Here is a 22,417-nt window from a genome sequence, read left to right on the forward strand (position 1 = left end):
CATGTCGCCCCAAGAACTCCTCTCCACTCGCTTTGGCATTCAAGCGTTCAAGCCGGGGCAACAGGCGGTGATTGAGCATCTGCTCGCGGGTCGTTCGGCGGCAGCGGTGTTTCCGACCGGTGGTGGCAAGAGCCTGTGTTATCAATTGCCGGCGCTGTTGCTCCCTGGACTCACCCTGGTTGTTTCGCCGCTGATCGCGCTGATGAAAGATCAAATCGACGCGCTGGAGCGGCGCGGGATCTCGGCAGCCCGAATCGATTCGACACTCGCGGCCGGAGAGACCGGCGCCATCATGCAGCGCATTCGCAGCGGCGAAACCAAGCTCCTGTATGTCGCGCCGGAACGCTTCAACAACGAACGGTTCCGCGAGTCGATCGAGCGGCTCCATGTTTCGCTTTTTGCCGTCGACGAAGCGCACTGCATCTCGGAATGGGGCCACAACTTTCGCCCCGACTATCTGAAGCTCGTTCGTTTTGCCGAACGGTGTCGTGCGGAGCGATTGCTGGCACTCACCGCCACGGCCACGCCCGACGTCTTGCGCGATATCTGCCGCGAATTCAAGATCGAAGCCGCAGCCGCCATTCGCACGGGCTTTTTCCGTCCGAATCTCTCGCTGCAAGCGACCAGTGTGAGCGCTCGCGAGCGAGATCAAAGGCTCGTCGACCAGCTTCGCGCACGACCCGGCGGCGCGGCCATCGTCTATGTCACGCTGCAAAAGACGGCCGAGCAAGTGGCCGAGCGTCTCACTGCGGCTGGCTTCTCCGCGAAGGCCTATCACGCGGGCATGGAACCTGACGAGCGGAACTCGGTGCAAAACTGGTTTCGCGATAGCCACGAACCAATCGTTGTTGCAACGATCGCCTTCGGTATGGGTATCGACAAGGCCGACATTCGCTATGTCTATCACTACAACTTGCCCAAGAGCCTGGAAAACTACTCGCAGGAAATTGGTCGCTCGGGCCGCGATGGCTTGCCCGCCACGTGCGACATGCTGCTGTGCCCCGACGATCTGCAGGTGCTCGAAAACTTTGCCCTCGGCGATACGCCGTCGGCGGAAGCCGTACAGTCGCTCGTCAAATTCATCTTTCGCCAGCCCGAGCACTTCGACGTCTCGCTCTACGACCTGTCGAGCAAGCACGATATCAAACAACTGGTCGTGCGGACGTTGCTCGTCTATCTCGAACTGGGCCAGTGGATCGAAGAAGGAACCGCCTTCTACGACAGCTATTCGTTCCAGCCTCGCTGCACGTCGGCCGAAATGCTGCAACGGTTCGAAGGAGAGCGGCGAGATTTTCTCGCCAGCGTGCTGAGGCAAGCTCAAAAGGCCAAGACCTGGTTCAAGCTCGATCTTACGCGCACCAGCGAAGCGACCGGAGCGCCGCGCGAACGGATCATCCGCGCACTCGACTATCTCGCCGAGCAACAACTCCTCACCCTCAAAGCCGAAGGTGTGCGAAATCGCTTCACACTCCTGCGTAAGCCCGACGACGTCGCCGCGCTGGCCGCCGAGTTGCACGACAAACTCGTCGCCCGCGAGACGCGCGAACTCGAACGCTTGCAGCAAGTCCTGTCGCTTGTCAGTCAGCCCAGCTGCTTCACGGCTCAGTTGTGCGAGCACTTCGGCGAAACGCTCAGCGAGCCTTGCGGCTCCTGCACCTACTGCCTCACGGGTACGCCGGTGAAAATCGACACGCCGGCCGCGCAAGCCATTCCCGATCGGCTCTGGCAGCAGGCAGCAGCCGTTCGTCACAAGTACGAACTCTGTTCGCCGCGCGACTTCGCCCGCTTCTTGTGCGGTCTGACTTCGCCGGGGCTCACACGCAGCAGGGCCTCGCGCGATTCTCTCTTCGGCTCGCTCACGCATGTCCCTTATCGCCAGGTTTACAACCGCGCGCAGGAATCGCCCACGTAGTGGCACACTCTCGCCGAACTTCCGTTTCATTGGTGTGCCTTGATGCGTTTCGGCTAGACTGAGGCGATCCAATTTCGAGTGACATCTGGCGCATCGCGGAGTGCGGCAATGATCCAGGGGCGACATGTTCTGTTGACCATCTCCGGCCTCGTGCTTTGTTGCACGACTGCCGCGCAAGAGAGCGTGAAGCCGGCCAGCGATGACTTTGCGCAGCTGGCCAAGCCGATTCTGCAAAAGCATTGCCTGAGTTGTCACAGCGGGGCAGAGCCTAAGGGCGAACTGCGACTCGATACGCTCGGCACCGATCTGACGAACAAAGAGACCCGCGAGGCCTGGCAAAGCGTGCAAGAGCAACTGCGCATCGGCGCAATGCCTCCCAAGGAACAGCCGCCCAAAGACGGTCTGCCGAAAGAACAGCCCCGTCCGACCAAGGAAGAAATCGAGCAGCTGACCAAATGGATCGATAGCCGACTCGCCGCTGCGGAGGCAGTGAAGCGCGCGGCAACCGGCCGTGTGGTAATGCGGCGGCTGAATCGTACGGAGTACGAGAATACCGTGCGCGATCTCCTTGGCGTCGATACTCCGCTGCGAGAGTTGCTGCCGCTCGATACTTCGGCCGCTGGGTTTGACAACGTCGGCGAAGCGCTGCACACTTCGTCGTTCCTGCTCGATCGTTACCTGGAAGCCGCCGAAACGGCGCTCAACCAGGCGATCTCGAATCGGCCCAAGCCTCCGCCGCTGGTGAAGACGCGTTACAACCTGCAGGAATCGCATCAGGTTAAGAACACGACCGAAAAAGTCTTTCGCAAACGCGAAGATGGCAGCGTGGTGCTGTTCTGTTCGTCGCTGTGGCAAAGTGTCGGCGTGTCGAAGTTTTATCCGTCCGAGCGAGGCAAGTATCGCTTTCGCATCTCCGCTTCCGCAATCCAAAACCAAGACGAGCCCGTGACGTTTCGCGTTCACAGTGGGGCCGGCGGCATGGGCGGCCCGAAAGCACACTTGGTCGGCTACTTCGATGTGCTGACCGCCGAGCCCAAGCTGATTGAGTTCGTCGATCACATGGAACCGCGCACCAGCATCACTATTCTTCCCTACGGCCTGCCCAGTGCGCAAACGGTAAACAAGATCGGCGCCGATGTGTACGAAGGACCCGGGCTGGCCATCGATTGGGTCGAAGTCGAAGGGCCACTCAACGAAACGTGGCCACCCGAAAGTCACCAGCGACTCTTTGGCGATTTGCAGCAAGCGTCGTTTCCCGCCTACAACCAGCGCGATCGAGTGGAAGTGATCTCCGATCAGCCTGCAGTCGACGCCGCGCGAATTCTGAAGAAGTTCGCCCGCCGAGCCTTTCGTCGCCGCGTGACCGAGGCCGACCTGAAGCCTTACCTGGCTCTCTTCGCAGCCAAACTCGACGAGAAGCAGACTTTCGAACAAGCCATTCGCGTCGCACTCGCCGCGATCATGGTCTCGCCCGAGTTTTTGTTCCTGCAGGAAGAGCCTGGCCCGCTGAGTGACACCGCGATTGCCAGCAGGCTGTCTTACTTTTTGTGGAGCAGCACGCCCGATGAGGAGTTGCTGAGTTTGGCTGAACAGGGACTGCTGACGAAGAGCGGGAGCAATGATGTGTTGAGAGAGCAGGTCGAACGTCTTCTCCGTCACCCGAAGAGTCAGGCTTTCACCGAAAACTTCGTCGGCCAATGGCTGAACCTGCGTGAAATCGACGCGACGAATCCGAGCCACATCTTGTATCCCGAGATGGACGACATGCTGAAGGCGTCGATGGTCCGGGAGACAGAACTCTTCTTTCGCGAGGTGCTCGAGCACAACTTGCCGCTGACCAACTTTGTCGCGTCCGACTTTTCGCTGCTCAACGGTCGCCTCGCCAGGCACTACGGCATTCCGGGCGTCGCGGGTTGGGAGTTTCAAAAGATGAAGTTGCCAGCGGACAGTCATCGCGGCGGCCTGCTGACGATGGCCAGTGTCTTGAAGGTCACGGCCAACGGCACGCACACTTCGCCCGTCGTCCGCGGGGCCTTCGTGCTCGACCGGATCCTCGGCACGCCGCCGCCGAAGCCGCCCGAGAACATCGCGGGACTTGAACCCGATATTCGCGGAGCCACGACCATTCGCCAACAACTGGCCAAGCATCGACAACTCGATAGCTGCGCCAGTTGTCACGTGCAGATCGACCCCCCAGGCTTTGCACTCGAAAGCTTCGACGTGATTGGCGGCTATCGCGAGTTCTATCGTACCAGCGGTAACGGCAAGGCCGTGATGATCGACGGCAAGCGGATGCCTTATCTGCATGGTCCCGCGATCGACCCCGCCGATAAACTCCCCGATGGCCGCACCTTCGCCAACATCGACGAGTTCAAGCAACTGCTCCTCAGCGACAAGCCTCAATTGACGCGCGCTCTCGCCACCAAGCTCATCACCTATGGCACCGGCGCACCGCCTGAAACGCTCGACGCCCCGCAACTGGAACAGATCGTCAGTCGCGTCAAGGAACAGCACTACGGCTTCCGCGACCTGATTCATGCCATCGTTGCCAGTGAACTTTTCCAGCGGAAGTGAGCCACGTGCCGGCTCCTTCCCTCTCGTACCAGCCATGTGCTCTTCCCCTTAGTCGCTGTTCAACCCGTTTGGCGTCAGCCATTTGCCCCATCGTTTCGATAGCCATTTTTGATAACTTTTTTGCGAGTTTTTTCGTGATAACCAATTCCCGCTAACCCTCAACCGTCAAGCACTTGCATCGCTAAATCCCGTTATTCTGACGATTTTGTGATAACCGTTTGATAACCAGTTTCGCTCCCCGCTGAACCCGCCGCGCTCCCCTACTCACGCTTTCGCTAACGGTAACATTCGCTCCACTGCTTGGTATCTGCTCAAAACGTCCACAGTAATTGTGGCGCCACAAAAATCGATGTGCTGACTATTTACAGAGTAAAGCCCGGCCGATACACTGTAAAGCAACTCGTGACTAGTTAGGTCAAATATCACCAATTTTTATTGGGGGGCAGTTGGAGGCAATCCGTCCCGCAGGGAAGCTGGATGTCGCCACCGGTGAGCGCCGGTCGCTGTAACGAGCGAAGCGATACCCGTGCAAGCAGAGATAGAGAGCACCTCGTCTAGATCACCTCGCCCCGGCTGGGACGACGGCAACGCTGCGAGCCGAGTCTCCTGCGTCCGTGCGCCGCGTGCTACCACCACGAACAGGTCAGCCAAAGCCCCTAGCTTCACAAGGCGTGCCAATCGAAAGATTGATTGCAACTGGATAGGTTGCAGCAGTTGGCGGGTGGCTGCCGAATCTACCTAGATAGTAGTAGCAGGTTTGACGTTTGATCCGCACGGGAACGATTCCAATGAGAGCAATCGCAGGGCTATTCGGTCTGGCTTTGCTCGGCGTTTGCACGCAGGGCTTCGGCCAGCGTCCGCTCACGATCCAGGAATTGGAACCCGCACCGATTGAACGCGCCGAAGAAGCTGGGCGGCCTAACCCCGCCGAAGAGCCGCTGCCGATGGCTCAGCCCGAGTTCGCTCCGCCGGCACCCATGCCCTACACGCCGCCACAGGCGATGAATGTTCCGCATCCAGACGAAATCTCGATGCTCAACAATCCGCACTTCGCCGACGAGGAAAGTGGCCTTTGGCCCGCCCAGGATTATGCTTGCGGGGCCCGCTGTCACGCCTGGTGGCACACAGCCTGGTATATCCGCATCGAAGCCCTGTTTTTGCAACGCAGCCAAGGCTTTACCGGCCAGACGCTGGTCGAATCCGACGTGGGAGCGCCGCTCCTCTCGAGCGATGCCTTCAGCTACAACTTCGAGCCCGGTGTTTCCGCCTTGATTGGCCATCGCGTCAGCTGTGTTGCCGCTTGGGAGCTTTCTTACTTTGGTGCTCAGGAGTGGAGCGGCACCGAATCGGTTAGCAGTTTGAATAACCTCGACCTGCCCGATCCGATTGGGGCGTTTGCCGACGACTTTAACAACGCCAACTCCATTGCCGTGACCTACCGCTCGCACCTGCACAACGCGGAAGTGAACTATTTGCGAGATCACGCCGGCATCGCCTGGCTGATTGGCTTTCGCTACTTGAACTGGGACGAGAATCTCAATTTTCTCGCCACCGATAACGACGCCGATGTCAGCAACTACGAGATTGGCGCGAGCAATAACCTGATTGGTGCTCAAATTGGTGCCCGAACCGTTTATCACGCCCGCTGGTGGCAATGGGAATTGACCGGCAAGGCCGGCGTATTTGGCAACAACGTGAACCAAAAACAGACGCTCGGTGATGACGACAACGCGATTGTCGTCCGCAACGTGAGCGTGCAAGAGACGGGCGGCTCGTTCGTCGGCGACTTCAACATCAGCGGGCATTGCCAATTGAACGACATCTGGCGAGTGCGGGCCGGCTACAACCTGTTGTTCGTCACGGGCCTGGCTCTAGCGCCCGATCAAATCGATTTCACCAATGCCCCGCTGAGCGGAACGGTCGTCGACCGCAGCGGCACGGTCTTCCTGCACGGGCTGAATGTCGGTCTGGAAGCCGTTTGGTAAGAGCTTGCGATCGGCCGACAAAGAAATTGCCCGCTAAGAACCTGCTTCGGCGAGGCAGATCCGAAAATCGGCTAAGCCCGATTCGTCGTCGACCACTTCTCCAGACCAAGCATCGGCCTGTAGCAGAAGCTCAAAATCTCCCGCCGGATCCGCGATCGTGATCCCCAGAACATCGCCCAGACTCGGGTCGTGCTGGAAGCATCCCTGCCCGCGCAAGACCTCGCCGTGATCGCGAAAGAGCATGTCGACTCGAACCGGGCGGTTATCTAACCGCTGCAAGTCAATTTCCATGAAGCGCCTATCAGTCAACGACTGGTTGAAGGAGAGAAGAGACGACTGGAGCGCCGTCGACGGCCAGTTCGAGCAGAAAAGTGACAAAAATCTGACGAGCACCGAGCAGTTTCCCTCTATTGCCCTCCCAGGTCGGTTTCCTGACGCTCAAAAAATAGCTGGGAATTTTCGCGTTCGCGTGCGAAGTAGATGCGAATACTCCACTTCCGTAGTGGGAGCCAAGTCGCCGGATCGCGTTGACAAGAATCGCCAGGCCCAATCGGGGGGTGAAATATCGCCTCGCCAGTCAGCAATCGAGGGGCGAAATCGACTAGTTTTCCACCACCGGTTTCGCATCCAATGGCGCCGGTTGATTTTTTAACACCTTGAAAGATAAGGAGTTACGTGAGCAAAAAATGCGACTTGAGAAAATTGCGGGAAATTGTGGTTAATCTCCCGGAAACACTGGTGATTGCCCTCCCTTCGGTGTATCTTAGCTGGACCTCTCCGCTTTAGCCTTACCCCCCTACCTGGCTGTGCCCACCCCATCCGAAGAGGCTGCTGACGATGCCAATCCTTGCGAAAGAACCGAGCGTCTATCCCGGCAACTTGTTTACAGAGATCGCCCCCGCTGATGCCGACCGGCAGTGGTGGGCCGTTTACACCAAGCCCCGCCAAGAGAAGTCCCTTGCCCGCGACCTGGTGCAAAAAGACATCCCCTTCTTCCTCCCGCTGATCAGTCGCTTCACCCTGGTCAATGGACGGAAGAAGCAGTCGTACCTGCCGCTATTCGGCAGCTATTTGTTTTTGTTCGGCACCGAAGAAGAGAGAGGTTCTGCCTTCGCCACCGACCGAATCGTTCAAACGCTCGATGTCGACGCGAGGCAAGAAATGACGGCTGACCTGCTGAACATCCACCGTCTGATCGAAGAAGGTGCTCCTCTGGCGGTCGAATCTCGCCTGGCTCCAGGCCAGCGAGTTCGCGTGAAGAACGGCGCGCTCATGGGCGTCGAAGGAGAGATTGTGAGCCGCCGCGGGGAAGACCGCCTGGTGATTGCGGTTCGCTTCCTGCAACAGGGCGTCTCGGTCGTCATTCAAGACTACCAGGTCGAACCGATCTAATTGCAGGCTACTTGTACTGCTGGGCTCGTCCCTGCGGATTGAAGCGGCTGACAGTTGGTGGCCGGTACTTGCGAGCGGAAGAGAGAACTGCGTTCTGGACTCTAGCTGCCTGATCGTCGGGAGCAGGAGCTGGGGCCGGTTCAACTTCGGGTTGGGGCCGCGGTTGCGGAGCCATATACGGTGCCGGTGTGGGCACGCTTGGCTGCTGTTGATGCAGCGGCAAGGCGGCAAACGACGGGCAGGACTCGCATTCGCCGGGCCACGCGCGCCAGCAAGTGCTGTACACACCAAAGCAGGGAGACGCACTCCAAGGAGAGTTGCATTGGCAGTGGTTCTGCCGAGCCCCATAGGGAACTTGTGCGCAGGCGGGCATGGTTCCGGCGGTCCAGGTCGCCCAAGCTGCGACGGCTCCCAATGTGAGCTGGCACAGGCGTCGGCCGGCGATCGTTTTGATTTTCATACCCTGTATCTCCGCCCGAAGGGCCAATGCCGGCAACTGGTTACGGACCACTAAACCCATTTCCCGGATTGCCACCACCTTGCAGTACCTTGCCCGAGAAGCGAGTGGCGGTGCCAGCGCCCAACAGAGCAAAGCCCATCGCTCGTTCCAGCGGTGCAACGAGCTTTCCTAGACTGGTATCGAATGCTACCAGCTTGTCTTCGGCAACAAAGATTCGGTCGCCGGGCATAATTTGATAGTTGGTCGTCGCAGAGCCTCCAGCCGTCACGGCTTGCCAATCGACGGGCAAAATCTGACAGCCAACCATGTCGGGGCTGGGCCGCGCGATCCAGATCTTTTTGGAAGAGACCTGCGTCAGACCGTTGACGTTAGCGATTGCATCGAGAACCGTTTCGTTGCCAGTCACGGGAAAGCGTGTCACGCCATCTCCCAGACCAGCGCCCTCGGTAATCACGTAGTAAACGCGGCTGTTATAACCCGCGACGTCGACCGACAGCAAAGCCTCCCGATAGTGGCCGTTGTTGCGCAGGTAGTGCTCCATCACCTCTTTGGCCTGACGCAAGGTGAGGCCCACCACCGGCACGCTGCCATAGCTGCCGAGGGTAACCGTGCCGTCTGGTCCGACGAGGTGCGGGCCAGCGATCTGTTGCGAGCCCGCGGTCTCCACGAGTGAGACGGCGATGGTGATGGAGTCGGGCTTGTATTTTTCCTGGACGCGAGCCCGCACCAGACCTTCGGCCTGTTCGACGGGATAGCCAGCGATCAACAGGTTGCCGCCGTAGGCAGGCCCCAGGTTGATGGTGCCGTTCGGTTGAATGGCGAGAGCCGCGTCGACCGTCAATTCGGCCAGCGGTGGAATGCTGATCTGCACATGAACGACGTCACCTGGGCGGAGCCGTTGATCAAGCGGGACGAGCCGCACCGCTTCAACGACGAGCACATCGGGCGGCTCAATTGTGTAAGTGGGCAAAGCCACTTTCGAGAGCTCGCGCGGCATGTCGGGTGGCGGAGGAGCTGGCGGCGCCGCATGGTGTTGCCCCGTGCTCCGACAGCCTGTGGAAACCACAAGTGCCGCGCAGGCAAAACAGATTGCAACTACAGTACGCATCAGCGAACGCCTCCGAAAGGCCTGACGGCTTAGCCGCCCCCCAAGCGATCTATCAACACCGCCCCAGAGGGACTGCGTTCCTCTTTTATCGGATCAGCCCATCTTTTCGATTAATACAGTTAGTCTCAACTGCGCACAAAAAGCGGATGCATCGCTAGCGACAATTGCTCCGAAGGTGCATTGTTTGCCAAACTTCACGGGTTTTTCGGTTGATTCTGCTGTTCGGTCGCGGACGGCCCGATAAAATCAAGAGACTGCTGCCGGGGGATATAGCCCTGTGATCGATCATTGGGGATCAGACCTATGAAACTGCGATTTGCTTCGTTGATGCTGGCCAGCATGCTGATGGCGGCCGTTTGCCAGCAAGCCAGCGCGCAGTACCCCGGGCGATACATGCCGCCGGCTGGACCCGTCATGCCGAACGCGCTCAACTACTTTCGCCGCGATGTGGGTGTGCTTGATCCCTACAACGCTTTTGTGCAGCCCCGGCGGCAACTCGAGCAGCAGTTGGGCACGCTCAACTATCAACAGATGGCCGATAATCGCCGGGTTGAGCAAGAGATCGGCAATGTCCGCAAGTCGCTCGCCGCTCCGACCGGAACGAACGCGGGCTTTATGAATCACCGGCAGTATTTCAACGTGCCGCGTCCGCAGGCAGCCGCCCGCCGCTAATACGCCTGCTTCCAATCTTGCCGAGACAAGGCAAATCAAGCGACAGGCTTGGCAACTCGGCTACGTCTGTAGGCAGCAGCACCAAGTGCCGCAATACTGCCCCAGATGATTAATGAGGCGGGCTCGGGAGTGGGCGCAGGGGGCGGAATGTCTTCGCCGGCCGAATAGTACAACTGGCTTTGCGCTCGATAGGGCGCGAGTGCAGTCCGCAGCTCTATGCCCTCGCAGCTCTCTTCCTCAAGAATTGAAAAGTCCGTCATGCCGTAGAGAGGCTTTCCCCAGTCGTCAACGCTGGGCTTCCACAAATTGACGACCTGAACATCTAGATCGTCGTACGCATCGAGAAACGACTGGTGGTCGAGATAGTATCCCCAAAGCTTGTTTGCGTTGGACAAGATCACGCTATCGCTGGTGTAGGCCCAAGGCGATGCGTTGTTGGGCAACTCATCTTCTAATCGCCAGAACAACAATTGCAAGGATTCAGCCCACTTGTCGTTGTCGTAATCAAATCCGCTGGGGCCCATGAATTCGTCGAGACTCGAAGTGCGGTAGGCGCGATAGAACCACTGCGTTGCGCCACTCAGTGGATCGATGCCGTTCACCGAGCCACCAAGGCCGCCCGAAATAGCACCTTGGTCCACGGTCGCTAAGTACTGCTGATTGATCCCAATATGCTCCGAGTATTCCAGGCAAAATGTCTTGAATCTGCCGCCGGTCGCATCGATGACAAACTCGCCGCCCGAAAGAGCACCGCCGTACGTCGGATCGTCGTTCGAGTACTCACCGGCTGTGCTATCCGCAGCAGTCGATCGGCGGACATGGACCAAATCGCCATCAAAGATCGCGGCGCTCGCCACCGAGCAAGAAGCGACCCACAACAACACGCAATTTCGGAGCAACGATAGGTCCATGGCAGGCTAACTCGGGCTGGCAAACTCAAAAGGCCATCTCTTCACTAGAGATATTGTGCCGCCGAGGTGTTCCGCCTGACAGCAAAACCACGAAATCTCCAAAAACGTGCCACCCTTTCGAGCTTCGGCCCGGTTAGGCAGCCCCGCCTTCTTCCGCTGCTGGGTCGGCGAGCGACGCAAGTTGATCGCTGGGGGTGAAGTTCAGCGATTCCGAGTTCAGGCAGAATCGCAGCCTGGTGGGAGGTGGGCCATCGGGAAAGACGTGACCCAGATGCCCCTCGCAGCGGGCACAGAGAATTTCGATTCGCTGCATCCCGTGGCTGACATCGGACCGTTGCAGCACATTCTCGGGCGCGACGGGCTGAAAGAAACTGGGCCAACCGGTGCCCGAGTTGAACTTCGCATCGGACGAGAAAAGCGGCAGGCCACACCCCGCGCAGGTGTAAACGCCGGTCTGCTTATTGTCGAGCAGTGTGCCGCAAAAAGCTCGCTCGGTTCCTTGATTTCGCAGCACGCGAAATTGTTCCGGCGACAACCTGGCCTTCCACTCGGCGTCGGTCAACTCCCATTCGGCTGTGGCCACAGGGCCAACCAGTTGGCCTTCACGATTAAAGACACGCACGGATTTCATCGGTGGTTCCTCCTGGCTGTTCGCGCCGCATGTTCGGCCGCATGACTGGCAAATGGGTTCGCGGACAATTACTTCTCCGTCGCAAATTTCGGCATCGTGGCTTCCCCTTCAATCTGGTTCAAGCCAAACGGAACGAGAAAGCTGCCCACAAAAAAGTCGGCGACCAGGTGCCCCTGTTCGTCGTGACGAGTCTGATGAAACACGTACGGCGCGAGGCTGCCATCCTTACGACGAATCCAATACCAATGCCGCTGCTGAAGTTGATGTGCTTCCATGCTCGCATGATAACGCGCAAACGGCGCGACGTTTCGACCGAACTACTTACCCAACGAGCGGGCGACGTCCGTGCGATAAGCACTGAGAGCGGGCCAGATGCCGACGATCATGGCGAGCAAGATCAGACAGGGGACAATCAGCAGCTCGACCGGCAGTTTGAACTGTTCGTTGAACTTCTCGTTCGTCACAGCATAGGAAGTCGACAGCCATTCGAGCGGGTGAAAGAACGGATCGCCCCACAGGTTCATTCCAATGAAGAAGCCGGTCCGCTGCTCGATGGCAGGGCTCGCGATATAACAGGCCACGTGACCTAAGAACCAGCCAATCAGGCAGCCACCGAGCGAGAGCAACGTCGCTTCGAGCAGAATGATGGCCATCACTTTGCCACGACCCGCGCCCAGGGCTCGCATCACGGCAATCTCGTGCCGCCGCTCGCTCATGCTGTTGTAGATGCTCACCAGAATGCTGACGCCCGAAACAGCGCACACGACCGAGGCCAAAAAGAAGAGCGAGAACTGCACAGGCCGTACGATCTGGTCAAACATGCCGTAGATCACGGCGACCGGAGCAACGGCTTGCGCTTCTTTGCCTTTGTTCACAGCCCCTTCGATGAAGAAGCCTTGCTTCATATCGGTCTTCACCAAAATCGCGGTCACTTCCCGTTGTTCCACGGCCAGGGGATCGGGATCGGCGACGCGATCGATCAGCTGTTTGTCTCGTTGCCGCGAGAAGAACCGCTCTTTCTCGATTTTCTCTTTCTCCTCGTCGGTCAGGCCTTCGGTGCTCGGTGGCGGTGCGCCTTGTTCCACCGGCTTCGCATGATCTTCCATCAGGAAGAAACCTTCCATGTTCACAAAGACAGCGCGATCGTTCGGCGTGCCACTGTTCGCCAAAATGCCGACCACGGTGAACTTGCGCTCGTGCTCATGACCATCGGGGCTGCCGTGCGCCGGCGAGATCTGATCGCCGAGCTTCACTTCCATTTCGCGGGCCACGTGCGAACCAACGACCGCCTCGAAATAGCCATGCTCTTCGCTGCGATGCACAAAATTACGCCCTTGAGCGAACTCATACTTCCGCTCGTGTTCGGGATCGAAGATCAACTTGTCGAAAAAGTCGGGCGTGGTGCCAACGACGCGATACTGCCCAAAGTAATCGCCCAGGCAAATAGGGATTGCCAGTTCAATCTGCGAACCAAACTTTCCGTTGCGGTCGAGATCATTCCAGCGCGCGTCCACCAGTTTTTGGCCTGCGAGTGCTTGTTGCAAAGCCAGTGTCTCGAACCCAGAACCGGCGGCAAAGCTCGCGAGTTCGGCCGCTTCGAAGGCCTGGTTCAGGCCACGCAGCTTCAACGAATTCTTATACTCCTGCTCGCGCTCGGGTTTCTTGAGAAACTCCAGGTAGTAGTCGTACGAGACATTCTCGACCGGCGAACTCAGGTAGTAGAGCGAATTGAGAACGAGTTGCTCTTTGCCGCCTTTGGCACCAACCAGCAAATTAAAGCCCAGGCTGGCATTGCTCTCGAACGAGCGCGAGAGCACACCATGAATGGTGAGCACAGCCACCACCAGCATCACGCCCAGCGCCATCGAGAACATGGTGAGGGCCGAAGCGACGCCCCGTTGCTGAATGCTGCGCCAAGCGATGGTAATCAGGCTCATGATGATTCAGTGTGTTGAGGCCGTGTGCTTACGAAGTGATGAACGCGCGGTTGGCCAAATTCACTTCTTCCAACTTCACCACGCGGTCGAACTGGCTGGCTACTTCGGGCGAGTGAGTGACAATCAGCAGCGAGATGTTTTCTTCGCGGCAGGTCTCGCGAATCAGATCGACAATCATCTGCTGATTGCGCGGATCGATGTTCGCCGTCGGTTCATCGGCCAGCAGCAGGCTCGGCTTGTTGGCCAGCGAGCGGGCGACCGCCACGCGTTGTTGCTCGCCGACGGAGAGCGCGCCGGGCTTATGCGTCAGGCGATGTTCGAGACCGACCCGCTTGAGCAGGTGCCGCGCACGGGCCGGATCTTTGCGACCGTGCGCAAAGGTCATCCCGAGCAACACGTTCTCGTAGGCGGTAAAGCCGGGGAGCAAATTGAAGGTCTGAAAGACGTAGCCCATCTTGGCTGCGCGGACGCGATCGACGCCCGCTTCAGAAAGAGCCGCGAGATTGATTTTGTCGAGCCAGATCTCGCCCCGATCGGCCCGGCTGATACCGGCAATCGTGTGCAGGAGCGTGGTCTTGCCACAGCCACTACGCCCCACAAGTACCAGTTGTTCGCCTGTTTCGACGCGGAAATGCGGGATATCCAGAATCGGCAATTGCTTGCCCCCTGGCTCTTCATAGGCTTTGCCGACGTTTTTCAGTTCGAGCATGTCCGTTTGCCGCGGTGAAGGATCAAAGACGGATATTACTGCACGTTAGCAAACGCAACTGAATTGCGAAAGAGCGGGCATCAAGCAAGACCAGTCTGCCTTCGTGGTCGCTTTGCCTTTCGTTCTCAGGCAATCTGGCTTCCAGTGATCCTCCCGACGAACACCAAAGTGTCCAAGTACCCCGGGGTTTTTGGACAGGCACTCCTGCTTGGGTTTTGTCGGAAGTAGTTGTCGCTGTGTCGCTTGCGAAACTCAGGCAACTTTGGCAACTCATTCCTTTTGTCCAACAACCAGGCTGGCTCTTGGACAGGCCCCTCGATATCCACCATGGCACAAACGTGCAACCCGACGGAACCCACCGGGCGCGGTTCGAGCAGCAACTTCCAACCACGAGAGCGCGTTCCGACATTAGCTCATAGTAGTGATCTGTTGTCAACTACTTTTTTCATTGTTTGTTGCAATGTCTTAATGTCGCGAAAGTCGGTCTCCCAGGGATGATCCCACGAGTCACCAGCAGAGCTTTCGATCTTCATCGTCCTGGATTCAGCGGCCATGCTCAAGACGCCGTGCTCAAGAGGCCGCAGGGCCGCGCTTGTTGGCCGGCAAACAGCCCGTTGCTGCCAGCACTTTCTGCATTGCACCACTGGCCGATCTTGGGTAATTACCCAACCCTCGTCCCGCCGTTGCGTCTACACAGGCAACCGGCGAGCAGCACCCGGGCAGGGCTAACAGGCTCGGGCTGTGGATCCCCTTATCTATAGTGAGTTTACGCATGCAATCGCGTCAGCGCCAGCAGTTTCGTCCGGCATTTCGTTCCCTGCTCTCGATCGAAGCGCTCGAACAGCGGGCCATGATGGCCGGCAATATCACCGCCGCGGTCACCAAGGGGACGCTCGTCATCAAGGGTGACGCGAATGCCAACGAGATCATCATCGGCCAAGGTGCCACGGCCGGCTCCATCAAGCTCACGGCGGTCACTGGCACGACGATCAACTCGGGCACTGTAGATGTGACGCTGAGCGGAATAACAAAACTCGATATTCGCATGCTGGGCGGCAACGACAAGGTTGGCATCGCCAACGACGTGGACTACGTCAACGATCTGTTTGCTGCGATTGCCACGTATCCCGAAGGGGACGCGGAGGAAGACAACGGCCTCTTCGATTGGCTGTCGGGAGACGACGAAGAAGAGTTCGACATCGACGATCCCAACTTCACGCTGCAACAACTGGCGCAACTACCGACGCGCGTAAATAGCAACACCTTCATCGACTTGGGCGAAGGCGACGACACTCTAGTCATGACAATGCGCTCGAACGGCAACATCCAGGTCGAAGGTGGCGCGGGTAACGATCTGATTCTGAGCATGCTCAGCAGTGCCACGCACTTGCTCATCAATACCGATCCTCGCCGCGGCACGGCCATGGGCGACGACCTGGCGGCAGTGGTACTGAATACGGTCCGCGGCGATCTCGCAATTACCACCGGTGCGCTCGACGACGGCGTCGTAGTGCTTGGCACCACAGTGGGTAACCTGGGCGTCGGTACAGGCGGCGTCCTCACGGGCCAAATGACCGACAACGACTTTGTGATGTTCGCGGGCGTTTCCGCAGCAGACCACGTCGGCATTTTGACCGAAGCGGGCGACGACGGCGTGTTGGTGAGCGGCATCACCGCCGACAACTTCCGCATTAGCACGGGCTCGGGCGACGACCAGGTCGAGGTTCAAGGCGCGTCGCTGGTGGCCCTCGCCATCGATACAGCAGCCGGCGAAGACTGGGTCTCGCTGAATAGCGGCGAAGATGGCACGCTCCCCTTCGTCGTTCGCCGCAATCTGCAAATCTATACCGGCAGCGACAACGACGAAGTCGAAATTGACGGCGGGCTGATGAACCTGCTGGTCGGTAACTTGCTCGACATTCGTACCGGTCAAGGCGACGACTCGGTCACGTTGTTCCGCGTGGTTGCCAAAAACGCCCACCTCGACGGCGATGCTGGCAACGATGAGTTCATTCTCGACAGCATGGACGTTCGCGAAGTGCTGAACGTTGCGATGGGCGCCGGCAACGACATGCTCTCGATTCGCAACCTGAATGCGAAGAAAGCCCAGATCACTGGCGGTACGGGCAACGACTTGCTGGCTGACCTTGGCGATCATGACGTCATCTTCGCCCCCAAGCAGTTCGAAGGCACACCAGGCTAATTGGCCATGCCGAGCATTAGTCGCATTGCGCGGCGGCTTGCGTAAACAGATGCTGAGCAGCGCGGCCGCTGATGGTCGTGCTGCGAATCAGTTCTTCGGCGATGAGTTTCGTCGCCAGCCACACAGCGGGCTCGTCGAGCAGATGCTCGACCTTGCTGAGCATCCGGCGCTCGAGCTTTTCGATCTGCTTTTGCGTTCCGGCTCTCTGCGTCGTGAGTGAGCGAACGTAGCGCAGATCCTGCTGCGCACCGCCCCAGTGATACACGCCCGTAAAGCGTGCTTCGGCTGCAACACCGCCAAGAAAGATCAAAATCTCGTCCTCGATGGGGTCGTGCGCTTGCTTCGACTTCCCCTTCTTCAGTTCACAGGCACCTAGCCGCAGTTGATTTGGCAGAATGCTAACTCGCTGCACCAATCGCCCGAGCGCTAACGCGACAACGGCATGTCCGGCTTCGTGATAGGCGGTCGCCAAGCTCGGCGGCTTGGGTATCGGTTGATCTGGACTCGGGTGATTTGGTATCGCGGGCTCGGTCATGGTTGCGGCGGCTCTTCCGCGTCGGTCTCGCCGAACAAATCGATCCAGTCATCAGCTGGTAGAAGTGTCTCGGGAATAGCGCTGGCCTGCGCGGCGAGCGGGCCATCGGGAATGATCCGCAGGTGTTCCCGGTGCTTCTGAAAAATCTCTTCCTGCTCGGCGAGGCTCTTGCCGGTGCATTCGCTGGCCGTCTCTTGCACCGCGAGCAGAGCTTTGATGATGAGCGCGTCGCGCTCTTCCATTCGACCTTGCTGGCGATAGATCTCAGCCAACATGTCCGTCGATTCGCCCCAGCTGTCGCGGCCATCGGCATGCAGTTGCAGCAGCAATTTTTCTGCGAGCACCGAATCTGCAGCCGCGTAGGCAGCCGCACCTAAGCTGCTGTAGCCCATGTTGTGCTGCCAGTAAGGCTCGAAGGTATGAACCAGATCCAGCAGTTGTTGGTTGTGATGCTGATCCTTCAAGGCCACGATGGCACGAAAGGCCGCCTCGCCTAGCGGAGCAAAACTATCGTACATCTCCGCGGCAGCCTCCGCCGGCAAGCTTTGCACCGCCGCGAGCAACTGCCGGTAGGCGTCGATGGTCAAATCAGCCTGACCGCGACCGGTCGTCTCTTGCAACGAGTTGACGTAACGGTCGAATCGTCCCTTGAGCACTCCGCTGCCGCCGAGCACTTTTTCGGCATTCGCGGGATGCTTCAGCGCCTTCTGCAAATAGTCCTCGTACTTGGCCACGAATTCGGCCGCGGTTTGCTGGCTGGGCTCGCTGAGCAAGTATTTCTTGCGATCGACGGGCTCACGAAAACCCAACAGCTCGCGACCAACGTGCACCTTCAGCACCAGTTCGGTTCGTTCGCCGGGAGGTATTTCGCTGGCAGCATAGAAGCGGCTGCGGGGACCATCGAGCACGACCCAGCCTGGCTGGCCGCGGCGCTCGGCGGTGCCAATCGCTACGAGCGTTTGCGGATAGTTCAAACTGGCTGCCGGCTCGGCAATTGCTTCCAGCACAATATTGCTCAGGTCGCGGGCCGGATACTGCTTCAGCAAGTGATCGTATTCTTTGGATCCCGGTTCGACTTCAAGCTCCGAGATCAGTTCCTGGTTCGTCAGTTCCCAGTAGCAATGAATGGCGTAGCAGTCTTCGGGTGGTCGCTGATTCAATTGATAGGTGAAGAGGCAGAACGTAACCGTCCCCACCATGCCCACATCGACTTGATCGTCGTCGAGCCCCGTCGTGTCGTACTTGCGAAAACGGAGCAGCCAAACGGGAATGATTTCGCGCTCGGGGGGCCAGGCTAACTCGCGGTGATCGACCAGGGTGAGCTCGTCCGGCGGATCGCCCAGTTCGCAAGGATGCGCCAGCCATCGCGCGAACTCTGCCTTCGCGCGAAAGACCGGCTCGAGACACTCGGCGGGAATGGCATCCTCGCGATCGAGTTCCTTTAGATAGTGGCAGGCAACATCGGAGTGGTTGGTATCGAGGCAATAGCGAGCCAGTTGCTGAATACCGGCATCGCGCCCCAGCTTGGCTGCCACCCAGGCTCCTTCGAGTTGCACATTGTCGCTCGCGTGATCGAGCGCCAAGGCGAGCAGTCCATCGCTGCGGGGATGATCGAGAAACGGTAACGCGGCCGTGGCACTCACGGCGTAACTGGCGTGCTCGGGATCGGAGTCGGTCAACCAGCCTTCGAGTTGGGCAATACCCGCAGCGGAATCGAACGGGTGCGGAAATTCTGCTCCGCTCAGTCGCGCGCTGTTGGCTGCATCGAGGAGTGACATCGAGAGAAACTTCGTCGGCAGCGGATCGGAGAGAGCCGCGAACAGGCGCTCGGCCTGCGGATGCCCCTCGCGACCATAGTTGGCCAGAATCACCGACCACATGTAGTCGTCGGCATCGAGTTGCCGCTGAGCCGCTTGAATGACCGTGTCGGTCCCTTCGTCCGAACCATACATGGCCAGAATCTTCAGGGCGAACAAGACGTCGTCCCGTTCAAACAAATTCTCGTCGGCAAGTCCCGCTTCGACGGCGGCAATCAGCGCGGGCAGACCCATTTCGATGATGGGTTCAAAGGCTTCGCACTCGGCATCGGAGACGTCCTGCAACAAACCGGTGAGAGGCCGGAGCCAAGCTGCATGGGCCTGCGGTTCTTCAGCCAGCGTGCTGAGGGCCTGCGAGATGGCTTCGCCATCGCCGCGCGCGGTCACAGCGTACTCGCCCAGTTTGTCGACCTCGTCGGCCAGTTTGCCCCCCGGTTTCATACCGCGTTCGAGAGCCAATTGCAGCGGAGTACGCCGCGCAGACCAATCTTTCAGCCCCATGGCTTGTGGCTACCTCTGAAAAGCGAGTGCAGAATAAATGTGTGGATACTGGCAGAGACGAACTCACTCGCTCTTGGGTTCGGCCGGCTTTTCTTCTGCTTTTGGCTCGGCCGCTCCGGCGTCCTCACCCTTGGCAGGCAGCGCTCGTTTTTTCGGTTCACCCAGCGGCTTGGCACCGGTTACCGAAATCTGGGTTGCGAGTCCTTGGCCGGCTGCCTTCTGGCCCATGGGATAGCGGGCCCGCACTTCGACCTTATCGCCGACCTGGGCAAATTGCAGGTGGTTCACATCGACGGCCACCTTGGCCTCTTTGTCGAGATCGGCCTTCACGGTTGTCCCCGCGCAATTGATGGTCATTTCGCCCAGCCGGCTCAGCTTGGTGATTTGGCCAGCGACGACATAAACGGTGTTGTCATCTTCCTTCTTCACGCGGGGAGCTTTCTTTTCCTCGGGCTTGTTCTCGCTGAAGAGTTCGCCTTCGCCCTTGGCGAGGCCACCTTCGGGGGTCACGCCGACGCCGCGACCTTCCCGCACCGTGAACACCGTCAAGCTGCTCACGGGGTCGGCGGCTTGCCCCTTCTTGTTCACCTTGGCTTTGAACTCGACCAGCATGCCTGTTTTCACAAAGCTGGGATCAGCGGTCCCTTGATAGACAATGTCTTGCGGCCGCGCTTCGAGTTGGACGATCCACTGCTCACCACCGGCAGCTGCCACTTGCACCAGCGTCCCTTGCATGCCCTTGATCGCGCCGGAGACCTCTGCATTTTCCCATTGAATATTGGGCTGCTGCCCCTGAGCGCGCATTCGCTGCAATTGCTGTTGCCATTGTTGCGGTGTCTGACTGCGGGCCGACTGTGTGCCGGCCATCACGACCACTGCCGCGATCGCTACCCAACTCATTACGCGTATCATGAGCCCCAACCTCTGTGTTCAAAACCCGTGTTCAAAATCGGTGAGCTGACCTTTGGTTCTGCAGCACTTCACAATAACGGCAATGTCTGCATTTCGCTAGAGAAACCCCAGTAAAGTGTGGTGACAAACCTGGTGAACAGCAATAATCGCGGGGACGCGTGCATCACAGACGCGGCGACACTTGCTCTCAGAAATCGTGACTCAATTCCTCTCCGGAGCTTAACGGATGACTCGCTGGTGGATCCTCGCTTGGTTACTGCTCATCTCTCCGCTCATGCTCGCCTGCACCGAGGCAACTGCAGCCGACAAGAAGCCGAACATTGTCTTTGCCTTTGCCGATGATTGGGGTCGTTACGCGAGTGCGTATGCGGCCGTCGATGGCCCCGGCACGCCCAACGACGTAGTCAAGACGCCGAACTTCGACAGCGTTGCCAAAGAGGGTGTGCTCTTTCGCCGCGCGTTTGTGTCTGCCCCCAGCTGTACGCCTTGTCGCAGCGCGCTCCTTTCGGGACAGCACTTCTGGCGAACGGGCCGGGCATCGATCTTGCGCGGGGCCGTTTGGGATTACTCACAGCCCGCCTATCCGCTGATCTTGAACGAAGCCGGCTATCACATTGGCGAGACGTACAAAGTCTGGGGACCGGGCACCCCCAATGACGCTCCCTATGGCAACGGCAAGTTCGCCTACGAGAAGGCTGGCGGCAGGTTCAATCAGTTCTCGCAGAACGTGACAAAGCTGGTCGCCGGAGGCACCGAACTCGAAGCCGCCAAGCAGACGCTGTACGACGAAGTGGGAAAGAACTTCGACGCGTTCCTAGCAGCTCGCCAGGCCGACCAACCCTTCTGCTATTGGTTTGGACCGACGAATGTCCATCGCAAGTGGATCAAAGGTTCGGGCAAAAAGTTGTGGGGCATCGAACCCGACTCGCTGCAAGGCAAGTTGCCGGCCTTCCTGCCCGATGTTCCCGAAATGCGCGAAGACTTTGCCGACTACCTGGGCGAAGCTCAAGCCTTTGATGCCGCGCTGGGAGTTTTGCTTAAGCGACTGGAAGCAGCCGGCGAACTCGACAACACCCTTGTCGTCGTCAGTGGCGATCATGGTCCGCCGGGCTTTCCGCACGGCAAGTGCAACCTGTACGACTTTGGTTCGAACGTCTCGCTGGCCATTCGCTGGGGCGGGGCGAAGTCCGGGCGCGTCGTTGATGACCTGGTCAGCCTGACCGACTTGGCACCCACGTTTCTCGAAGCGGCTGGCCAGCCCATTCCCGAACGGATGACGGGGCACAGCTTGGTAAAACTGTTGAAGTCGGACAAGTCGGGGCAGGTCGAACCAGAACGTAACGCCGTGTTCATCGGTCGCGAGCGGCACGTCGAAAATGCTCGTGCCGATTTCATGCCGTATCCCCAGCGAGCGATTCGTACGCACGATTACCTCTACATCATTAACTTCAAACCCGATCGCTGGCCGCTGGGCGACCCCTATCGACTGGACGGCGACAACGTGCCGACCGCGACCGAGATTACCGAAGAGACTCGCGTGACCTTGCCCGACGAAGATGCCGGCCCTGCCAAGGCCTGGCTCGTAGGCGTGCGGAACGATCCGAAGTGGAAGGCACACTTCGATTGGGTCTATGGCAAACGCCCGCGCGAAGAGCTGTACGACCTGCGTAAGGATCCGCACCAACTCAAGAACGTCGCAGCCGATGCCGCCTATGCCCAAGCCCGCGCAAAAATGGAAGAGCAATTGCTGGGCGAGCTTCGGCGAACCGGCGACCCCCGCCTGGCAGACGACGGCAAGTTCTACGAAACGCCCCCGCTATCCGGCCCTGTGAATGAAGGTGGGGGTGGCAGGAAGAAGAAGCAGTAAGGTGTTGCGTCAGTCGTCTCGATGGGCGCTGGAGTTCACGAAGGTGAGTCTGCTCGGTTGCGGCTCCCTTTAATTGATGTTAGGGTGCAGTGTACACCTTCTATGAAAGCAATCATGCTGCTGTTCGAAAAGCATCCTACCAGCGAACACGAGCTTTACCTGAAGCTCTTCATCACCTGCGGCGGCGGGCTCTAGCCCTGCTCGCGCATTTAGCGCGAAGAATCTGCGTACCCATGGCAGTTGAGCAATAGCGGAGCTTTTCGCTGCGCGCTCAGCCAATCGACGTTGCGC

At 58.8% G+C, this 22,417-nt stretch carries 18 protein-coding genes; 7 read left to right on the plus strand and 11 right to left on the minus strand.

Translation table 11 applies throughout. From position 1 onward, the window contains the following. Window position 1 precedes the first annotated feature (1 nt). From NA78x_RS06235 to NA78x_RS06245, 3 genes are all read left to right on the plus strand, one after another. Window positions 2-1,912 (plus strand): RecQ family ATP-dependent DNA helicase, encoded by a 1,911-nt coding sequence (locus NA78x_RS06235; RefSeq protein ID WP_425617567.1) that lies wholly within the window; start codon window positions 2-4, stop codon window positions 1,910-1,912. Between the two features lie 108 nt (window positions 1,913-2,020). Next, window positions 2,021-4,486, plus strand: coding sequence for a DUF1592 domain-containing protein (locus NA78x_RS06240; protein WP_425617568.1), 2,466 nt, complete (start codon window positions 2,021-2,023; stop codon window positions 4,484-4,486). A 788-nt stretch (window positions 4,487-5,274) separates the two neighbouring features. Further along, a complete protein-coding gene (locus NA78x_RS06245; protein ID WP_425617569.1) occupies window positions 5,275-6,471 on the plus strand; it encodes a BBP7 family outer membrane beta-barrel protein in 1,197 nt (398 codons plus the stop codon). Window positions 6,472-6,504: 33 nt separating this feature from the next. On the opposite strand, the gene NA78x_RS06250 is transcribed toward NA78x_RS06245, so the two are convergent. Beyond that, a complete protein-coding gene (locus NA78x_RS06250; RefSeq protein ID WP_425617570.1) occupies window positions 6,505-6,864 on the minus strand; it encodes a hypothetical protein in 360 nt (119 codons plus the stop codon). A gap of 444 nt (window positions 6,865-7,308) precedes the next feature. Between NA78x_RS06250 and nusG the strand changes: the two genes are divergently transcribed. Further along, on the plus strand, window positions 7,309-7,863 hold the full coding sequence (gene nusG, locus NA78x_RS06255; RefSeq protein WP_425617571.1) for a transcription termination/antitermination protein NusG: 555 nt from the start codon (window positions 7,309-7,311) through the stop codon (window positions 7,861-7,863). Window positions 7,864-7,870: 7 nt separating this feature from the next. Here nusG and NA78x_RS06260 read toward each other — a convergent pair whose 3' ends face one another. Next, on the minus strand, window positions 7,871-8,323 hold the full coding sequence (locus tag NA78x_RS06260; protein WP_425617572.1) for a hypothetical protein: 453 nt from the start codon (window positions 8,321-8,323) through the stop codon (window positions 7,871-7,873). A gap of 40 nt (window positions 8,324-8,363) precedes the next feature. After that, complete coding sequence (locus NA78x_RS06265) at window positions 8,364-9,431, minus strand: hypothetical protein (protein WP_425617573.1); 1,068 nt, start codon at window positions 9,429-9,431, stop codon at window positions 8,364-8,366. Window positions 9,432-9,734: 303 nt separating this feature from the next. On the opposite strand from NA78x_RS06265, the gene NA78x_RS06270 reads away from it, so the two are divergent. After that, on the plus strand, window positions 9,735-10,103 hold the full coding sequence (locus tag NA78x_RS06270) for a hypothetical protein (protein ID WP_425617574.1): 369 nt from the start codon (window positions 9,735-9,737) through the stop codon (window positions 10,101-10,103). 35 nt (window positions 10,104-10,138) lie between these two features. On the opposite strand, the gene NA78x_RS06275 is transcribed toward NA78x_RS06270, so the two are convergent. The 5 genes from NA78x_RS06275 to NA78x_RS06295 all read right to left on the minus strand — a co-directional run bounded on the left by NA78x_RS06275 (window position 10,139) and on the right by NA78x_RS06295 (window position 14,291). Beyond that, on the minus strand, window positions 10,139-11,014 hold the full coding sequence (locus NA78x_RS06275; RefSeq protein ID WP_425617575.1) for a hypothetical protein: 876 nt from the start codon (window positions 11,012-11,014) through the stop codon (window positions 10,139-10,141). Between the two features lie 133 nt (window positions 11,015-11,147). Beyond that, window positions 11,148-11,645: a peptide-methionine (R)-S-oxide reductase MsrB gene (msrB, locus tag NA78x_RS06280; RefSeq protein WP_425617576.1), complete on the minus strand. Its 498-nt coding sequence runs from the start codon at window positions 11,643-11,645 to the stop codon at window positions 11,148-11,150. Window positions 11,646-11,713: 68 nt separating this feature from the next. Beyond that, entirely contained in the window at window positions 11,714-11,920 is a 207-nt protein-coding gene (locus NA78x_RS06285) for a hypothetical protein (RefSeq protein ID WP_425617577.1), read from the minus strand. Window positions 11,921-11,962: 42 nt separating this feature from the next. Further along, window positions 11,963-13,582: an ABC transporter permease gene (locus NA78x_RS06290; RefSeq protein WP_425617578.1), complete on the minus strand. Its 1,620-nt coding sequence runs from the start codon at window positions 13,580-13,582 to the stop codon at window positions 11,963-11,965. Between the two features lie 28 nt (window positions 13,583-13,610). Beyond that, complete coding sequence (locus NA78x_RS06295; protein WP_425617579.1) at window positions 13,611-14,291, minus strand: ABC transporter ATP-binding protein; 681 nt, start codon at window positions 14,289-14,291, stop codon at window positions 13,611-13,613. A 772-nt stretch (window positions 14,292-15,063) separates the two neighbouring features. Here NA78x_RS06295 and NA78x_RS06300 point away from each other — a divergent pair. Further along, window positions 15,064-16,494, plus strand: a complete 1,431-nt coding sequence (locus tag NA78x_RS06300; RefSeq protein WP_425617580.1) for a hypothetical protein — start codon at window positions 15,064-15,066, stop codon at window positions 16,492-16,494. A 16-nt stretch (window positions 16,495-16,510) separates the two neighbouring features. Here the strand turns inward: NA78x_RS06300 and NA78x_RS06305 are convergent, their stop codons facing one another. From NA78x_RS06305 to NA78x_RS06315, 3 genes are all read right to left on the minus strand, one after another. Beyond that, window positions 16,511-17,029 carry a cell division protein FtsH gene (locus NA78x_RS06305; RefSeq protein ID WP_425617581.1) on the minus strand — a complete coding sequence of 173 codons (519 nt, stop codon included), beginning with the start codon at window positions 17,027-17,029 and terminating at the stop codon, window positions 16,511-16,513. Then, window positions 17,026-19,347 (minus strand): HEAT repeat domain-containing protein, encoded by a 2,322-nt coding sequence (locus NA78x_RS06310; protein ID WP_425617582.1) that lies wholly within the window; start codon window positions 19,345-19,347, stop codon window positions 17,026-17,028. Before NA78x_RS06310 ends, NA78x_RS06305 begins: the two co-directional genes overlap by 4 nt. A 63-nt stretch (window positions 19,348-19,410) precedes the next feature. After that, window positions 19,411-20,247, minus strand: coding sequence for a hypothetical protein (locus NA78x_RS06315; RefSeq protein ID WP_425617583.1), 837 nt, complete (start codon window positions 20,245-20,247; stop codon window positions 19,411-19,413). 238 nt (window positions 20,248-20,485) lie between these two features. Between NA78x_RS06315 and NA78x_RS06320 the strand changes: the two genes are divergently transcribed. Further along, a complete protein-coding gene (locus NA78x_RS06320; RefSeq protein WP_425617584.1) occupies window positions 20,486-22,126 on the plus strand; it encodes a sulfatase-like hydrolase/transferase in 1,641 nt (546 codons plus the stop codon). The last annotated feature ends 291 nt before the right edge of the window (window positions 22,127-22,417 follow it).

The sequence above is a fragment of the Anatilimnocola aquadivae genome, from assembly GCF_049819085.1.
Taxonomy (GTDB): domain Bacteria; phylum Planctomycetota; class Planctomycetia; order Pirellulales; family Pirellulaceae; genus Anatilimnocola.

What these genes read in the sequence shown, in the direction of transcription:
- NA78x_RS06235 (WP_425617567.1), top strand. Translation starts at nt 2, where the DNA reads ATGTCGCCCCAAGAACTCCTCTCCACTCGCTTTGGCATTCAAGCGTTC.
- NA78x_RS06240 (WP_425617568.1), top strand. Translation starts at nt 2,021, where the DNA reads ATGATCCAGGGGCGACATGTTCTGTTGACCATCTCCGGCCTCGTGCTT.
- NA78x_RS06245 (WP_425617569.1), top strand. Translation starts at nt 5,275, where the DNA reads ATGAGAGCAATCGCAGGGCTATTCGGTCTGGCTTTGCTCGGCGTTTGC.
- nusG (WP_425617571.1), top strand. Translation starts at nt 7,309, where the DNA reads ATGCCAATCCTTGCGAAAGAACCGAGCGTCTATCCCGGCAACTTGTTT.
- NA78x_RS06260 (WP_425617572.1), bottom strand. Translation starts at nt 8,323, where the DNA reads ATGAAAATCAAAACGATCGCCGGCCGACGCCTGTGCCAGCTCACATTG.
- NA78x_RS06265 (WP_425617573.1), bottom strand. Translation starts at nt 9,431, where the DNA reads ATGCGTACTGTAGTTGCAATCTGTTTTGCCTGCGCGGCACTTGTGGTT.
- NA78x_RS06270 (WP_425617574.1), top strand. Translation starts at nt 9,735, where the DNA reads ATGAAACTGCGATTTGCTTCGTTGATGCTGGCCAGCATGCTGATGGCG.
- NA78x_RS06275 (WP_425617575.1), bottom strand. Translation starts at nt 11,014, where the DNA reads ATGGACCTATCGTTGCTCCGAAATTGCGTGTTGTTGTGGGTCGCTTCT.
- msrB (WP_425617576.1), bottom strand. Translation starts at nt 11,645, where the DNA reads ATGAAATCCGTGCGTGTCTTTAATCGTGAAGGCCAACTGGTTGGCCCT.
- NA78x_RS06285 (WP_425617577.1), bottom strand. Translation starts at nt 11,920, where the DNA reads ATGGAAGCACATCAACTTCAGCAGCGGCATTGGTATTGGATTCGTCGT.
- NA78x_RS06290 (WP_425617578.1), bottom strand. Translation starts at nt 13,582, where the DNA reads ATGAGCCTGATTACCATCGCTTGGCGCAGCATTCAGCAACGGGGCGTC.
- NA78x_RS06295 (WP_425617579.1), bottom strand. Translation starts at nt 14,291, where the DNA reads ATGCTCGAACTGAAAAACGTCGGCAAAGCCTATGAAGAGCCAGGGGGC.
- NA78x_RS06300 (WP_425617580.1), top strand. Translation starts at nt 15,064, where the DNA reads ATGCAATCGCGTCAGCGCCAGCAGTTTCGTCCGGCATTTCGTTCCCTG.
- NA78x_RS06305 (WP_425617581.1), bottom strand. Translation starts at nt 17,029, where the DNA reads ATGACCGAGCCCGCGATACCAAATCACCCGAGTCCAGATCAACCGATA.
- NA78x_RS06310 (WP_425617582.1), bottom strand. Translation starts at nt 19,347, where the DNA reads ATGGGGCTGAAAGATTGGTCTGCGCGGCGTACTCCGCTGCAATTGGCT.
- NA78x_RS06315 (WP_425617583.1), bottom strand. Translation starts at nt 20,247, where the DNA reads ATGAGTTGGGTAGCGATCGCGGCAGTGGTCGTGATGGCCGGCACACAG.
- NA78x_RS06320 (WP_425617584.1), top strand. Translation starts at nt 20,486, where the DNA reads ATGACTCGCTGGTGGATCCTCGCTTGGTTACTGCTCATCTCTCCGCTC.